Origin of the sequence: Pseudomonas fluorescens (assembly GCF_001307155.1) — a bacterium.
Taxonomy (GTDB): Bacteria; Pseudomonadota; Gammaproteobacteria; order Pseudomonadales; family Pseudomonadaceae; genus Aquipseudomonas; species Aquipseudomonas helvetica.
In genome coordinates, this window is record NZ_CP012830.1 from 4,321,429 (window position 1) to 4,337,952 (window position 16,524).

Consider the following 16,524-nt stretch of genomic DNA (forward strand, 5'->3'; position numbering starts at 1 on the left):
CACGCCACCGTAAAGGACCACGCCCATGACCCCTGCGCCTGGCGCAATGCTCAAGGCCCCGGCCGAACAGGCCCACGCCGCTGAACTGGCGCGCCTGCAACAGCACGACAGCGGCCCGCGCCCCATCGGCTGGCGCCTGTCACCGCGCGCGGTGCGCGGGTTTATCCTCGGCGACGGGCCGTTGCAGGTGCGGCGCAAGTTCTATGGCGACGATGCCCTGATCGACCGCTGTATCGTGACCCTGATGAGCAACCGTGGGTTGATGCTGGTGGGCGAGCCGGGGACCGCCAAGTCGATGCTCTCCGAGCTGCTGGCGGCGGCGATCAGCGGCCAGTCGTTGTGCACGGTGCAGGGCACGGCCGGGACCACCGAGGAACAGATCCGTTATTCGTGGAACTACGCCTTGCTGCTGGCCGAAGGTCCGACCCAGCGCGCCCTGGTGCGCGGCCCGATGTATGAGGCGATGCGCAGCGGCAGCCTGTGCCGGATCGAAGAAATCACCCGCATGCAGCCCGAGATCCAGGACAGCCTGATCAGCCTGCTCTCGGACAAAGTGCTGCACGTGCCCGAACTCAAGGACGAGGAGGCCACGGTGTTTGCCGCGCCGGGGTTCAATATCCTGGCCACCGCCAACCTGCGTGACCGGGGCGTGCATGAAATGTCCAGCGCCCTCAAGCGCCGCTTCAACTTCGAAACCGTGCGCCCCATCAGCGACCGGCGCCTTGAAACCCAGCTGGTGCGCGAGCAGACCGAAGCCTTGTTGCAACAGGCCCAGGTCAAGGTCGACTTCAGCCCTGACGTGCTCGAACTGCTGGTGACCGCGTTCAACGACCTGCGCCATGGTGCCACCGCCGAAGGCACGGTGCTGGAGAAACCCAGCGCGGTGATGTCGGCCGCCGAAGCGGTGGCAGTGGGGTACGCCGCCAGCCTGGATGCCCACTACTTCGGCAACGGCGTGGTCGGCGGCGAGCATATTGCCCGGCAACTGATCGGCACCGTGCTCAAGGACAACCCCGAGGACGGCGGCAAGCTGCGTCACTATTTCGACGTGGTGGTGCGCCAGCGGGCCCAGCGCCAACCGCAATGGCAGCGGGTGCTCGAGGCGCGACGTGAGCTTGATCGCTGATGCGTCCCTGGCCGGCACCGGGCTAGACAGCGCCAGCCTGCGCGCCCTGGGCCAGAGCCTGGCCAGCGATGAGTTGATTGTGTTTGCCGTGCGCCACCACAGCCCCGGTTGCGCCTGGCAATTGCAGCAACTGTTCGCCAGCCATCCGCCGAGCGTGGTGCTGGTGGAAGGGCCGCGGTCCTTCGACCCGTTGCTGCCGCTGCTGGTACACCCCGAAGCGCAGATGCCCCTGGCGATCTACACCTACGCCGTGGGCGGCGCGGCGGCGGATTCGCGGCGCGCAGCCTATTACCCGTTCTGTGACTATTCGCCGGAGCTGGTGGCCCTGCGCGCCGCAGCGGCCCAGGGCATTCCCGCACGCTTTATCGACCTCGACTTTGCCGAGCAATGCGCCCTGGAGGCGTCGCCGCCTGAGGTGGAACTCCGCCAGGATTCGCTGCTCGACGAGGGTCATTACCGGCGCAGCGAACACCTGCAACGCCTGGCCAGCCAGCTGGGCTGCCGCGACCACGAAGAACTCTGGGAGCACCTGTTCGAGGTGCCGGCTACCCGGCTCGATTGGCCCGAGCACCTGACCCGGGTCGCGGCCTATTGCCAACTGGCGCGCCTGGATTGCAGCCACGACGAGCTGCACGTCGACGGCACCCTGGCCCGTGAGGCGGAAATGGCCTGGCATATCCAGCAGGCCCTGGCCGCCCGGCGTCCGGGAGAGGGGCCGGTGCTGGTGGTGGTCGGTGGCTTGCACGCGGTGGCGCTGCCGGGCTTGCTGGCGACCGGGGTCGAGCGGCCGGCCATCAGCCGCGCCGGGCTGACCGATGAAGCCAGCGCGCTGATCCGCTACAGCTTCGACCGCCTGGAGCGCCTCAATGGTTACGCCGCCGGCATGACCGCGCCGGCCTGGCACCAGCGGCTGTGGCACGCCCAGCTCAAGCACCCGCAACGCAACGCGCAGGCCCCGGCTCGGCCACGGCAGGCAGCGGCCCTGGAGCTGTTGTTCGAGGTCGCGGAAAAACTCCGCGAGCAGGACGTGGCGCTGCCTTTGCCGACCCTCACCGCCGCCTACGAACAGATGCTGCGCCTGGCCACCCTGCGCGGGCGCGATGCGCCGATCCGGGTGGATGTCGACGACGCCATCCTCAGTTGTTTTATCCAGGGCAATGCCGACGCCGACGGCGTTCGGGTGCGGCAAGTGGCCCGCGCCTGTTTCACCGGCCAGGCCTTGGGGCGGGTGCCGCCCGGGGCCGGCACGCCGCCGTTGGTCAGGGACGTGGAATACCGTGCCCGGCACCAGCGCCTGAAGCTGCACGACTCGCAGCCGCGCCGGGTGGTGCTGGACCTGTACCGGCGCGCCGAACACCGGCGCAGCAGCCAGTTGCTGCATGGCCTGCTGTTGTTGGGCATCCCCTTTGCCTGGCGCACCGGCGGCCCGGATTTTGTCAACGGCCACGGTTTGCATCTGCTCCAGGAACACTGGGAGTACGCCTGGACGGCCAGCACCGAAGGTGCGCTGGTGGAAGCGTCGGTGTATGGCGCGACCCTGCCCCAGGCGGTGGCCAATCGCTTCGCCCAGCGCCTGGAGCAACAGGCCGGCGACGGCGTGGCCGATGCCCGGGGCGCGGCGGTGCTGTTGGTGCAGGCCTGTGTGCTGGGGCTGCATGAGCAGTTGGCCACGCCTTTGCAGCGCCTGGCGGAAGCCATTGGCGCCGACCCGGTATTCGCCTCGCTGGTGGCGGCCACGGCCAGCCTGTCGCTGCTGCTGGAGTCCCACGAGCCGTTGCAGGCCGCGCACCTGCCGGGCTTGCCGGGGTTGCTGCGTAGTGCTTATCAGCGCGCCACCTACCTTGGCGCCCAAGGCGTGAGCGAGGCCGAGGCCACGGGCCATGTGGCCTGCCTGGTGCAGTTGCGCGAATTGCTGGCCGGGGCCGCGGGTGCGGAGCTGGATCAGGCGTTGTACTGGGCCCTGGTCAGCCAGTTGCACCAGCAGCCCAACCTGCTGTTGCGGGGTGCCTGTGCCGGCTTGCTGTACCTGGCCGGGCGCTTGTCCGAAGCACAACTGGCCACTGAACTGGCCGGGCACCTGCATGGCCTGCGTCAACCCCAGGAAGCCGTGGCCTACCTGCGCGGCTTGCTGTCCACCGCCCGCGAGAGCGCCTGGCAGATCCCCAGCCTGCTAGAGGTGCTGGACCAATTGCTCAACCAGTGGGGCGAGGCGCAGTTTGTCGCCTGCCTGCCGGAGCTGCGCCTGGCCTTTGCCGAAATGACCCCGCGTGAAACCGACCGTATAGCAACCCGAGTCGCCCAGTTGCATGGCGCCGATGATCTGGGCCGGCTACGCCATGCAATGCTGCATGCCGATCAGGTCCAGGCCAACCTGCGCCTGTCGCAAAGCCTGGCCCTGGTGTTGCAAGGCGACGGCCTCGCCCCCTGGATGACGCCATGACCCCCCTCGAACGCTGGCGCCTGGTGCTGGGCAAATATGCTGATAAACCTCTGCATGACGCCGCCGGCGGCGCCGGGCTGGAAGGCCAGGCGGCGCGCATGGACGTGGCACTGGAATACCTCTACGGCCGTGAATACCAGGGCCGGGGCTTACGCGAAGACGCTCGCGCCGGTTCCCTCGACCCGACCCAATTGACCCTGGTGACCTGGCTGGGTGAGGTGCGCGAGCTGTTCCCGGTGGACACCGTGGAGGTGATCGAGCAGCACGCCCTGGACCGCTACGGCCTGACCGAGCTGGTCACCGATCCCCAGGCCCTGGAGCGCCTGGAACCCAATCAACAGCTGCTGCGCACCTTGCTCGCCCTGCGCGGGCACTTGCAGGGCGATGTGCTGGTGATGGTGCGGCGCATCATTCGCCAGGTGGTGGAAGAGATTCGCAAGCGGCTGGAACCGCAGGTGCGCCAGGTGCTGTCCGGGCGCCTCAACCGCCAGCGCCATTCCCCCATGGCCGTGGCCCGCAATTTCGATGCCCTGGGCACCCTGCGGCGTAACCTCAAGCACTACGATGTCGAACGCCAGCGGCTGGTGGTGGAGAAGCTGTTTTTTTTCCAGCGCAACAGCCGGCGCCTGCCGTGGGACATCATCCTTTGCGTGGACCAGAGCGGGAGCATGGCCGACTCAGTGATCCACAGCGCGGTGATGGCCGGGATTCTCGCCGGGCTGCCGGCGCTGCGGGTCAAGGTGGTGGTGTTCGACACCGACGTGGTCGACCTCAGCGAGCACGCAGGCGACCCGGTGGAAACCCTGATGCGCGTGCAACTGGGGGGCGGCACCGATATCGGCAAGGCCCTGCGCTATTGCAGCCAGTTGCTGGAAAACCCCCAGCGCACGGTGCTGGTGCTGGTCAGTGACTTCTACGAAGGGGCACCGCCCAATGAGCTGCTGCGCACCGTCAAGCAACTGGCCGAGGCTCGGGTGACCCTGCTCGGGCTGGCCGCTCTCGACGACCAGGCCAACCCCAATTACGACCGGCAGATGGCCACCAACCTTGCCGCCTACGGCATGCAGATCGCCGCCATGAGCCCGCAGCGCCTGGCCCACTGGCTGCTCAAGGTGATCTCATGAGCCTGCGCCCGGCGCTGCTGGCGCAACTGCTGAGTTTTGACGACGAAGCCTTTGTTGCCCTGGCCAATCGCGGCCTGTTGCGCCGCGCCTATAAAGATTTGGAAAGCAACCCGCCACGGCTGCTGGAGGAGGGCGCGGAGCACTTGCTGCTGGAGTGCGGTCCTTATCAACTGCGCTTTGATCCGCGCGGGCCGGCCTTTGCCCAGTGCAGTTGCCCGGCCAGCGGCGTGTGCCAGCACATCCTGGCCTGTGCCCTGGGCTTGCGCGAGATTTTGGCCGAGCAGGGTCCGCCGCTGGCGCCTGGAGCCGAGCCAGAACCCGCGCCGGATCAGCGTCAGGCACTGTTGAACAGCTTGCTCACGCTGCCCCATGCCGAGTTGCTCAAGCATGGGGGCAAGCCGGGTTATCGCTGGGCCTGGCAGTTCGTCATGGACCTGGATCTGGAGCAGGAGCTGCACCTGGGGGGCGAGCACAATCTGACCCTGACCCTGGGCACGCCACCTCTGACCCTGCGCTATATGGGCGGCCCCCTGGGCGGCATGCTCGCCGACCAGCGCAGCGGCGCCCTGGAGAAGTACCAGGTGGCAGCGGTGCTGGCGCTGCGCCGCATGCAAGGGCTGGAGCTGATCGCGCCCGTCCCCCTGGGCGGCGCCAATGCCGAGTCGAGCCCGACCCTTCGGGAGGCCACGCGCAGCCGTTTGCGCCAGGGCGCGCGGCAGTTGCTGGAAGAGTCGGTGGCGGTGGGCCTGGCCCATTTGTCCCAGGCCATGCAGCAGCGCTACGTGACCCTGGCGGTGTGGGCCCAGGGCGCCGATTACCCGCGCCTGGCCCTGTCGCTGCGGCGTCTGGCGGATCAGGTGCAACTGCTGCTGGAGCGGGCGGCCGGGGCCGATGGCCAGCGCCTGTTCGATGAACTGAGCCGCTGTTATGCCTTGCTCCAGGCCTTGACCAGCGCCGCGCAACGTGGCGAAGAGCCGGCACGCCTGCTGGGCCAGGCGCGCAGCCAGTACACGCCGTCGACGGCCCTGGAACTGTGGGGGCTGGGCGCCAATGCCTGGCGCTCGGCGTCCGGTTACCAGGGTTTGAGCCTGGTGTTCTGGAGCCCGGCGCAGCAGGTTTTTTTGTCCTGCACCGAGGCCCGGCCCGAGCTGCAACGCGGCTTCAACCCGTTGCTGCGCTACCGCAATCCGGGCCCCTGGAGTGGTCTGCTGTCGCCGGGCCATGCCAGCGGCCGGCGGCTGTCGTTGATGGGCGCCCAGGTCAATGGCGACGGGCGCCTGTCGGTGGCCGAGTCGGTACAGGCCGCAGTGCTTGAGCCATTGACCGCGGCGCAGTGGCAGCAACTACCGGCGGCAGCGGATTGGAGCGCCTTGCTCCTGGCGCGTTCGGCCCAGCGCCGCAGCCTGCTGACCCCGGCGCGGCCGATGAACGACTGGGCGTTGTTGCAACCGGCCGCCGTGGGGACGGTGCAGTTCGACAGCACACGCCAGATCCTGGTCTGGCCGCTGCACGACCATCAGGGCGCGACCCTGTGGGTCGAATTGCGCTATTCGGCCTACACCCGGCACGCCATCGGCCGGATCGAGCAAGTGGCTGGCGAACCCTGGATCGAGGGTTCACAGCTGGTGGCGCGGGTCTATGAACACGCGGGTCGGCTGATTGCCGAGCCCTTGAGCCTGATTCGAGCCGATGCCGCCCCAGGCCAGCCGTTGCTCGATGCGCTGCATTTCGATCTGGCACCTGCCACTGCGACGCCGCTGGCGGCTGTGGATGAGGCACTGGACTCGCCGGTGCAGGAGGTGTTGCTGCCGAGCTGCCACCTGCTGCCGGAGTTCGCCGGCTGGTTGTGCCAGCAGGCCGAGCGCGGGGTGGACCCGCAAGTGGCGTCGGGTGTCGACCAGGCCTTGCAGCAGCGCGGCCTGACCCTGCGCGCGGCGGGCTACAGCGCCTTTGAACGCATGGCGCCGGAGGCCGGGGTGCCGGCGCGGCTGATCATTGCCCACTACCTGTGCCTGCAATACCAGCACTTGCAGGCCGCCGGTGGCGACATTCCAGCCAGTTGAAGCGTCTCAGTGATCGGCCACGGGCGCCGCGGGCGGTGCCACCTTGCGCATCAGTGGCACCATGGCGGTGGCGACGATAAAGCACAGCATGATCATCAAAAACGCGTCGCCATAGGTTTGCGTCTGGGCTTCGCGGTAGGTCAGCAGCCACAGTTGGTGCAGGCTGGCTGTCACGCCCGCGTCGCCGCTCTGACCCAGGGCGGCGAAGTTGCTGCCGACCTGTGACAGCCACTGGTTCATGGCTTCATTGCTGCTGTTGAGGTGCTCGGCCAGTCGCGTGAAGTGCAGGTTGGTGCGGTCATTTAGGATCGTCGCGCAGGCGGCAATACCAATCGCACCTCCCAGGTTGCGCATCAGGTTGAACAACCCCGATGCGTGCTTCAACCGCGCCGGGGCCAGCCCGCCCAGGGTCAGCGTCACCGCCGGTGGCACCGCCAATTGCTGGGCAATTCCGCGCAACGCTTGCGGCAGTATCAACTCCCGCGCGCCCCAGTCATGGGTGATCGGGCTGAAGTCCCACATCGATAATGCGAACAGCCCAAGGCCGGTCATCATGATCCAGCGCAGGTCGACGCGGTTGGCCAGAAAGGCATACAGCGGAATCGCCATGATCTGGAACACCCCGGTGGAAAACACTGCCAGACCAATGTCCAGTGCCCCATAACCGCGCACCCGGCCGAGGAACAGCGGTGTCAGGTAAATGGTCGCGAACAGACCGATCCCGGTGACAAATGAAAAGAAGCAGCCGAGGGCAAAGTTGCGGTCTTTCAGCGCCCGCAGATCAACGATTGGATTGTTGACGTGCAAGCTCCGGCCGATAAACGCCAGGCCCGCCAGCCCGGAAATCCACGCGGTGGTCAGAATCGTCTGGTCGCTGAACCAGTTCCAGCGCGGACCTTCCTCCAGGGTGTATTCCAGGCACCCGAGAAACAGCGCCATGAACACCATGCTCAGGTAATCCGCGCCCTTGAGCAGGGACAATTCCGGCTGGTCGATTTTCACCAGCATCGGCACCGCGACGGCGACGAAAATCCCCGGTACCAGGTTGATGTAGAACAGCCAGTGCCAGGACGACACGTCGGTGATCCAGCCGCCAATCACCGGCCCCAGGGTCGGCGCCAATGAGGCCACTGCACCGATGGTCGCGGCAGCGATCACCCGTTGTTTGCCGGTGAAGAAAAAGAATGCCGTGGTGAACACCAGCGGGATCATCGAGCCGCCAAGAAAACCTTGCAGGGCGCGGAAGGCGATCATGCTCTGGATGTTCCAGGCCGCGCCGCAGAGCAAGCTGGCCAGGGTGAAACCAACCGCTGAGACGCAGAATAGCCAACGGGTGGAAAACACCCGCGACAACCACCCTGACAGCGGAATCACGATGATTTCAGCGATCAGGTAGCTGGTTTGCACCCAGGCGGTTTCGTCGGTACCGGCCGAGAGCCCGCCGCCGATGTCACGCAGCGAGGCTGAAACAATCTGGATATCCAGCAGCGCGATGAACATGCCGATGCACATCGTGGCGAAGGCAAACACTTTGGTCGCCGTTGCCATGTTCGCGGCATTGAACGGTACTGCCTGGGCGGTGAGGGCGCGGCTCATGGTGCGCTGGCCCGGGCTATGGCAACGGTGGTTTCCTTGGGCGCGGTTTTGGTATCAACCGAGGCGGTCACCGACAGCCCCGGACGTAATTGGCCGAGCACGCCGTCGGCCGGATCGAGGAGGATCCGCACCGGCACTCGCTGGACGATTTTGGTGAAGTTACCGGTGGCGTTTTCTGGTGGCAACACACTGAACTGCGCGCCAGTGGCTGGCGCCAGGCTGTCCAGATGGCCATGGAATTCTCGGCCCGAAAGCACATCGGCATGAATGCTCACGCGCTGCCCCGGCACCATGTGCGCGAGCTGATCTTCCTTGAAGTTGGCGTCGACCCAGAGTCCGCTGGCCGGCACCACCGAGAGCAGTTGCGAACCGGCCTGGGCATAGGCGCCAACCCGCGCCCGACGGTTGCCGATCACCCCGTCGACCGGCGCGCGCAGTTCGGTGTAGCCGAGGTTCAGCTGGGCCAAATCACGTTCGGCACGCGCCTGCATCAACGCCGCCTTGGCTTGTTGCTTGCGGGTGGCGATCACGTCGAGCTGCCGCTGCGTTGCGAGTAACTCGGCTTGTGCCCTGGCACTCAGCGCTTGAGCCGTCTTGAAGGTGGCATCGGCGCGTTGCGCACTTTCCACCGACACTGCATTACTGCCGACCAGCTTTTTGTAGCGGGCATTGTCATCCCGCGAGCGGGCGGTTTCCGCACCGGCGGCATCGATCCCGGCACGCGCCTGACCGATCACTGCATGCTGCAATTGCTCCGTGGCATCGAGATTGGCGAGCAGCGCTTCTTGCGCCGCAACGGCGCCTTCGGCCTTGGCCAGGCTGGCGCGATAGTCGCGTGAATCAAGGCGGATCAGCAGGTCGCCAGTCTTGACGCGTTGGTTGTCGGTCACCAGCACTTCTTCGACATAACCGGCGACTTTCGGCCCGATCACCGTCACGTCGCCACCGATGTAGGCGTCGTCGGTTTCTTCGATGAAGCGGCCGCTGGTCCACCAGTGCGAACCGTAGAGGGCGATCAACGCCAGGGCAAAGAGGCCCGCAACGGCGAGCAGTGGGCGCTTGAGCAGAGGCGGGCGCGCAGGTTGCACGGCAAGGGAAGGATCAACGGCGTTCAGGTTGGTCATGGCAATCCCCTATGGGGTAGCAGTCGTTATTACGATCATAATATGATGCAAGTAATATTTTCTGACAAATGATTTTTCCGGCCGCTCGTCGGTTGCCGGTCATCTGGGTGGAGACTTTTTATAGGCGGTGTTTTTGAGCGGGCGTGCGAGCCGCACGGCCTGATCGGCAAAAACTGTAGTGATGTTTAATTATTAAATACGACGTAGGCAACGTCTTGCATTTGTGTAGTCAGGGTTTGACTATCACGCCAATTGATAGCGTGGCATTAGGCCGGTTAATCGAATGCAAGGATGTTGAGTGCCGTTTTCGCTTTCCGTTGTCCCGCGTTTTTCCACCCCCTTCTTTCCACGTTTGTTGGCCGCGCTGCTGAGCCTGAGCATCGCTGCGCTCCAGGCTGCAGAACCCTCGGCACTCGGCCAGGAAGGGCTGCGCCAGCAACAGCAGCAACAACGCGATCTGCAACAACTGCAACTGGAACAACGTCGCCGCCAATTGCAACGCGGCAGCTTTGGGCCGGCGCCAAGTACTCCGGCGTTGCCCGCGCAGGTCACTGCCGATGAACGTTGCTGGCCCTTGAGCGGGACGCGCATTGGCGGCGTCACCTTGTTGAACCGTCATGAACTGAATGAGCAACTCAAGCCACAGATCGCTTCGTGCATGGGTGTCGGCCAGATCAATCATCTGCTGGCGACCATTACCCGCTTGTACGTCGACGCCGGTTACATCGCCAGTCGACCGTACCTGGTCAGCGCCCCGGCAGCCGGCCAGTCGCTGGATATCCGGGTTGATGAAGGTTACGTCGAGTCCATCGAACTGCAGGATCAGAGCTTGCCGGTCGCACTGGGCGGGGCCTTTCCCGGCATGCTCGGCAAGCCGCTGAACCTGCGCGATCTGGAGCAGGGCCTGGATCAGTTGAACCGCTTGCGCTCACTCGATCTGACGGCCGACATCGCCCCCGGCAGCCAGCCCGGTGCCTCGCGGATCATTTTGCGTTCGCGCAGCAGCGCCGCCTCACGCTGGGCCTTGGGGTTGGGACTGGACAACCTTGGCAGCGCCAGCACCGGGCGCGATCGCGACACCTTGAGCCTGAGTCTGGACAGCCCGTTGCAGCTCAACGATTTGCTCAGCATCAATCTCAGCGACACCCTCAACCACGGCCCGCGATATAGCCGCAACGCCAGCCTGTATTACGCCATTCCGTACGGTTACTGGACGTACAGCCTGTTCGCCAGCCATGCCGAATACCGTGCACCGTTCAAACTCAGCAGCACCACGCTGTATAGCCGCGGGTTGACCGACCAGCTCAGCCTGCGCGCCGACCGTGTGTTGTGGCGTGATCAGGGGCATCAGCTCAGCGCCAGCCTGCAACTGGCGCACAAGGACGTCGACAGTTATCTGGAGAACATTCGCCTCGGCATTCAGAGCCCGACGCTGACCGTGGCCGAAGCCGGGTTGAACCTGTTCTGGCTCAACAGCGCGGTGTGGAACCTCGACATCAACTATGCCCAGGGGCTGCGTTGGTTGGGGGCGGACGACGATGCCCAGCGCCAGAACAGCAACCTGCCCAAGGCGCAGTTTCGCAAATACCGCGCGAACCTCAGCCAGTGGCGCAATGGCCAGTTCGCCGGGCAAGCCTGGCAGTGGCAGAGCCAGCTCTCGCTGCAATACAGCCCCGACCCGCTGCCGGCCATCGAACAACTGCTGGGTACCGACGACTCCGCTGTTCGTGGCTACCGAGAGAACAGCGCATCCGGCGCCAGCGGAGCGATCTGGCGCAACACCTTGCGCTTGCCACTGAACAGCGGCCTGCCGGTGCAAATCACCCCACGCCTGGGCCTGGACAACGGTTGGCTCAAGGCCGAGCACGGCGCTCCAGGCCAACGGCTGAGCGGTGCCAGTGCCGGGCTCAACCTGAGCTGGAAAAACCTGCAAGTCGACATCGACTACCAACGCAGCCTCAACACACCCAAAGGCTTTGGGAATGAACCCGAAACCTGGCTGATGCGCCTGGGCCTGCAGATATGAAAACCGTCATCCCCGACAGCCTGAAACAGCCGCGGTATCTGAGCGCGACAGCAGCGGCGCACTCCCCAACGCGCAACTTGATTCAGTCAATTTATTGAGAGGTTCTCATGCCGATAGAAAAGTTCGCGTTTCACCTTTCCCCTCGGGGCAAGTTGCGTTGGGCGATTGCCAGCCTGTTTCTCGTTGCCCAATTGCCTCAGGCGTTTGCCGGTGGCTTGACGGTCGCACCCGGTCCAGGCGGCACCCCGCAGCTGCAAAATCAGGCTGGTGTACCAATCGTCAATATCGTTGCACCCAATGGCGCCGGTCTGTCGCATAACCAGTTTCTCGATTACAACGTCGACCGGCAGGGGCTGGTGTTGAACAACGCCCTGCAAGCCGGGCAATCGCAACTCGCCGGGCAATTGGCCGCCAACCCGCAGTTTCAGGGTCAAGCAGCGAGCGTGATCCTCAACGAAGTGATCAGCCGTAATGCCTCGGCCGTCAACGGCGCGCAGGAGATTTTCGGGCGCCCGGCCGACTATGTGCTGGCCAACCCGAACGGTATCTCGGTCAATGGCGGCAGCTTCATCAACACTCCGAATGCCAACCTGGTGGTCGGTCGTCCCGAGCTGAACGACGGTAAATTGCAGGGGCTCAACACCCGTGACGCCACCGGCCAATTGCAGATCCAGGGCCAGGGCCTGACGAACCGCGAAGGCAGCATCAACCTGATCGCCCCGCGCATCGACAGCCAGGGCCGCATCGATGCGCGCGACCAGTTGAACCTGACTGCCGGCCGCAATCAGCTGGATTACCCCAGTGGTCAGGTGCGCAGCGTCGATCCTGCCGGCGCCACTCAGGATTCGCGCATCGATGCCAGCCTGTTCGGTGCCATGCAGGCCGGACGCATCAACATTGTCAGCACCGCCGAAGGCGCGGGTGTGCGGGTCGGCCCGGTCCAGGTTGAAGGCCATGACGGCGTGAAGATTCAATCCGCGGGTGACTTGCAGATCAGCGGCCAGGCACTGCCCAACAGCCTCGACGTCACCCGCAGCGCGGTACGCAGCAGCCAGGGTGATGTTGCGTTGCGCGGTGACAAGGACCTGACCTTGGCGGCGGCGGATGTCAGTGGCCGCAACGTCAAGCTCGACGCCGGGCGCAACCTCACGCTGAGCAGCGTTGAAGCGCGCAAGCTTCAGGAGAAACGCGAGAACTGGAACAACAACACCATCGGCATCACCTGGGAAACCTACGACCGAACCCAGACCGACAGCGACTCGCGTCAGCACGGCAGCCAGGTCGTGGCCAGTCACACTGCCGAACTCAAGGCCGGCGCCAGCACCGAACTCAAGGCCGCCAAGGTCGAGGCCGGCGAAACCCTGAAGGTCGACAGCGGTGCTGATCTGCGCCTGACAGCAGCCATCGAAACCCGTACCCAGACCGATCAGGGTAAGCACCGCAAGCACTTGTGGAAGGCCGATTGGAACAACAGCAGCGAAGAGCAACGCAGCGTCACCAGCCAGTTGAAGGCGGGTAAAAACATTGCGATCAGCAGCGGCGAGTTGCTGTCTTCCCAAGGCGCGGAGCTGAGCAGCAAGGGCGACATTCACCTTGCTGGCAAACAGGTCGAGATCGGCAGCGCCAGCCGTACGCAACGCAGCAGCAAGAACGGGTACTCGGGCGATCTGGTCGGTGGCGGGTTCTTCGGCAAGACCGGCGATGCCGATCAGGGCAAGACCCTGAATCAGGGCAGCAAGATCAACGCCGACGGCAAATTGATCGTCAAGGCTGACGACGTGCGTATCAGCGGCAGCCAGGTGCGTGGCCGGACCGAGGCGAGTGTCATCAGCGACAAAGGCTCGCTGACTATCGATGGCGTGCAGAACACCTCGCACAGCAACAGCCATGACAAGGACAGCAAATTCTTTGGCATCGCCAAGGATGAAAGCCGCCAGAACCTCAAGGGCAGCACCACCGTCAGCAGCCAGCTGAGTTCCGACAGTAACCTTGCACTCAAGAGCGCCAAGGACATCGACGTGGTCGGCGCCACGGTCTCGGCCGGTGGTTCGCTGAGTGCGGACGCGACGGGCACGTTGACAGTCAGCTCGGCCCAGGACACTTCCGACAGCAGCACCTCGAGCCAGAATCGTGGTTTCGACGCTTATGCCAGGGAGAACGCGCCAGGCGCCGGTCAGTACCGCGCCGGCATTCACTATGAAGACAAACAACAAACCACCACTGCCAACGACACCCGTCAACAGGGCTCAAGCCTGACCGGTGCCAACGTCCAACTGGCGGCGGGCGGCGACCTGATCCTCAACGGCGCCAAGGTCAAAGCCAGTGCCGGGGATGTCAGCCTCAGTGGGCAGAACGTTGCGCTGTTGGCTGAACACGACAGCACCTCCAGCACCACGGACACCACTCGCAACGCTGGCGGTTTCTACTACACCGGTGGTCTGGATCGCGCCGGCAGCGGCGTCGATTTCGCCCACGGCAGCAGTCAGGACAACACCGCCAAAACCACGGCTCGCACCACCGGTGTCGAGAGCAGCGGCAAGCTGCAGATCAACGCCGGCAACGGCACGCTGACCACCCAGGGCGCGCAGGTTGCCGCCGGTTCGACGCTTCAGGTTACGGCGGGGCGGGTCGACAATCAGGCTGCCGATAACACCGACAGCAGCTCCCACAAAGAGAACAACTGGTCGGTCGATGTCGGTGCCAACGTCGAGTACAAAGGCATCGCCCGGCCTGTTGCCAAAGCCATTGAAGGCGTGGCCCAGAGCAAGGTTCAGCAACCGGGTTTGCTGGATAACCTCACGCAGCCGAATGTCGGCATCGATGTCGAGGTCGGTCATTCGAACAACAGCCGTAGCGAGCAAAACAGCAACGCTGTGGTCAGCCAGTTCAAGGGCGGGGCGGTTGGCGTTCAGGTGGCCGGTGAATTGAAGGATCAGGGCAGCCAATACCGTGCAACCGACGGCGCGTTGACGATCAAGGCTGACAGTCAGGTCGCGACGGCGGCCGCCAACACTCACAGCAGCAGCGAGCAATCGGTGGATGCCAAGGTCGGCGTTCGCGTCTACACCACCACCGGCGAAGACGTGAACGTGCGCGGCAGCGGGGCGGGTGGTAGTCGCCAGACTTCCGAGACCAGCTCCAAAGCCGTGGTCGGCAGCTATGCCGGCAATCAGGGCGTGAAGATCGATCTGCGCGGTGATGGCCAGTACGAAGGCAGTCAGTTCAACGGCGGGCAGGGCGGTGTGGCGATCAAGACCGGCGGCAATCTGGCGCTGAATCAGGCCAATGACCATCAGAGCGGCAACACCTCCAGCCTGCGTGGCGATGGCTCGCTGACGGTCGGCACCAATCCCGGCGCCGAAGGCAGCAACGTCAATCTGGGCGCCGGTTTCCAACTCGATCACAAGGCCAACCAGACCGACGACAGCCAGGCCCGGGTCGCGAGTATTCAGGGCAAAGGTCCGGTGCAGTTGAGCAGTGGCGGTGATCAAGTGCTGCAAGGCGCCACCATCGGCACGGTGGTGAACAAGGCGACTGACATCTCGCTGAATTCCGGTGGCAAGCTCGATCTGCAAGCCGCGACGGACACTCACAGCGCCAATGGCAGCAACCTGGGCGGTGGCCTCAATCTCGGTGGCGGTAAAAGCAGTACCGAGAAAAGCAGCGGCTTGAATGGCAACCTGAGTGCCAATTTCAACATCGGCCGGGTCGGCGAAAACAGCCAGAGCCTGAAGGGTGGCAGTCTGAACAGCCAGGGCCCGGTGCTGCTGAGCAGCGGCTCCAGCGCTGCTGATGCGATCCACCTGCAAGGCACTCAGGTCAGTGCGCCAAGCGTGACCCTTGATGCTCAGCAGGGCGGGATCTATCTGGAGTCGACGCAATCGACTCAGGCCATCAACAATTGGGGACTGACCCTCGGCGCTGGCGGTAATGCGAGCAAGTCCACACCGTCGGCGACCAACGATCAGGACGTTGCCAAGAGCGGCCATGGCTTCGACGCGCGAGCGAAAATCGACGTCGACAACCGCAACGGCACCACCCAGAAAAACAGCCACATCCAGGCTGACAGCGTGGTGCTGAACAGCGCTGGCGACACCCGGTTGGCCGGTGCCCGCATCGACGCCAAACAGGTCAGCGGCCAGGTTGGTGGTGATCTCACGCTCGAAAGTCGTCAAGACCATGAAAGCAGCGTCAAGGTTGGTATCGATCTGCGTTTGAATGCAGAGAAAAATCAGCCAGGCGCCGTCGGCAAACTGGCCAAGACCACCGGCCCGCTCAAGGACAAGGTTGAGGGCAAGGCCCAGGAGGCTTTCGACAGCCATCGCGACAAACTGGAAACTGCCGTCGATAAAAGTGTCGAGGGGCTGGCCTCGGCCAAGGACTCACTGACCCGCAGTGGCAGTTATTCGCTCAACGCGAAAGACTCCGCCGGCAGCAAGGTCGCCGACGCTACCCAAAGCGCGCTGTTCGGCGACAAGAGCGGTGCAACCTCGTACACCCCGACGCTGTACCTGGACGTCAGCCACACCAGCAAAAACAGCGTTACCCAGGCGTCCGGCATCAGCGGCAGCCAAGGCGTCGACCTTCGGGTCGGTGGGGAAACACAACTGACCGGTGCACGGATTTCTGCCAAGGAAGGTTCGGTGGATCTGGGCGGTTCCAGGGTCACCAGTACCAGCCTCAGCGGCAGCGACTACCGGGCCGATGTTGGCCTCAATCTGTCCAAGTCTGCGGTCAACCTGGCGACCGGCGCCAAGGACGAACTCACCCAAACGCCTGACGCCGCCACGGCCAAGGATCGCAAGTTCAACCTCGGCCCGCTGAGCGCCGGTGGCCATTACGAGACTCAGGTGCTGCAAGCCGGTATCGACGAGAAAAGCCTCTAAACCGGATCAGGCCGGTGACCGGTATCACTGGCCTGCGCTAACGACAAAGCCCCTCTCCTGGCAACAGGAGGGGGGCTTTGCTTTCGACTGCGGTAACTAATAAGTTCACTTATTATTTCTGTCGGCTACCTGAACATCA

General features: G+C 64.4%; 8 protein-coding genes. 6 read left to right on the forward strand and 2 right to left on the reverse strand.

Features of this window, described 5'->3' with window-relative positions:
* Nucleotides 1-25 precede the first annotated feature (25 nt).
* The 4 genes from AO353_RS19695 to AO353_RS19710 are packed head-to-tail and all read left to right on the forward strand — an operon-like array spanning nucleotide 26 to nucleotide 6,753.
* Nucleotides 26-1,126, forward strand: coding sequence for an ATP-binding protein (locus AO353_RS19695; RefSeq protein WP_054596459.1), 1,101 nt, complete (start codon nucleotides 26-28; stop codon nucleotides 1,124-1,126).
* On the forward strand, nucleotides 1,110-3,566 hold the full coding sequence (locus tag AO353_RS19700; protein ID WP_054596460.1) for a DUF5682 family protein: 2,457 nt from the start codon (nucleotides 1,110-1,112) through the stop codon (nucleotides 3,564-3,566). The genes AO353_RS19695 and AO353_RS19700 overlap by 17 nt, the downstream gene beginning before the upstream one ends.
* Nucleotides 3,563-4,690 (forward strand): VWA domain-containing protein, encoded by a 1,128-nt coding sequence (locus tag AO353_RS19705; protein WP_054596461.1) that lies wholly within the window; start codon nucleotides 3,563-3,565, stop codon nucleotides 4,688-4,690. The genes AO353_RS19700 and AO353_RS19705 overlap by 4 nt, the downstream gene beginning before the upstream one ends.
* Entirely contained in the window at nucleotides 4,687-6,753 is a 2,067-nt protein-coding gene (locus AO353_RS19710; RefSeq protein ID WP_054596462.1) for a hypothetical protein, read from the forward strand. The genes AO353_RS19705 and AO353_RS19710 overlap by 4 nt, the downstream gene beginning before the upstream one ends.
* 6 nt (nucleotides 6,754-6,759) lie before the next feature.
* On the opposite strand, the gene AO353_RS19715 is transcribed toward AO353_RS19710, so the two are convergent.
* Both AO353_RS19715 and AO353_RS19720 read right to left on the reverse strand, forming a co-directional pair.
* Nucleotides 6,760-8,349, reverse strand: a complete 1,590-nt coding sequence (locus AO353_RS19715; protein WP_054596463.1) for a DHA2 family efflux MFS transporter permease subunit — start codon at nucleotides 8,347-8,349, stop codon at nucleotides 6,760-6,762.
* Nucleotides 8,346-9,473, reverse strand: coding sequence for an HlyD family secretion protein (locus tag AO353_RS19720; RefSeq protein WP_054596464.1), 1,128 nt, complete (start codon nucleotides 9,471-9,473; stop codon nucleotides 8,346-8,348). The genes AO353_RS19715 and AO353_RS19720 overlap by 4 nt, the downstream gene beginning before the upstream one ends.
* Nucleotides 9,474-9,771: 298 nt before the next feature.
* Here AO353_RS19720 and AO353_RS19725 point away from each other — a divergent pair, with 298 nt between their 5' ends.
* The gene (locus AO353_RS19725; protein ID WP_054596465.1) at nucleotides 9,772-11,499 is read left to right on the forward strand and encodes a ShlB/FhaC/HecB family hemolysin secretion/activation protein; all 1,728 of its coding nucleotides are present in this window, start codon (nucleotides 9,772-9,774) and stop codon (nucleotides 11,497-11,499) included.
* Nucleotides 11,500-11,606: 107 nt separating this feature from the next.
* Nucleotides 11,607-16,385 (forward strand): hemagglutinin repeat-containing protein, encoded by a 4,779-nt coding sequence (locus AO353_RS19730; RefSeq protein WP_054596466.1) that lies wholly within the window; start codon nucleotides 11,607-11,609, stop codon nucleotides 16,383-16,385.
* The last annotated feature ends 139 nt before the right edge of the window (nucleotides 16,386-16,524 follow it).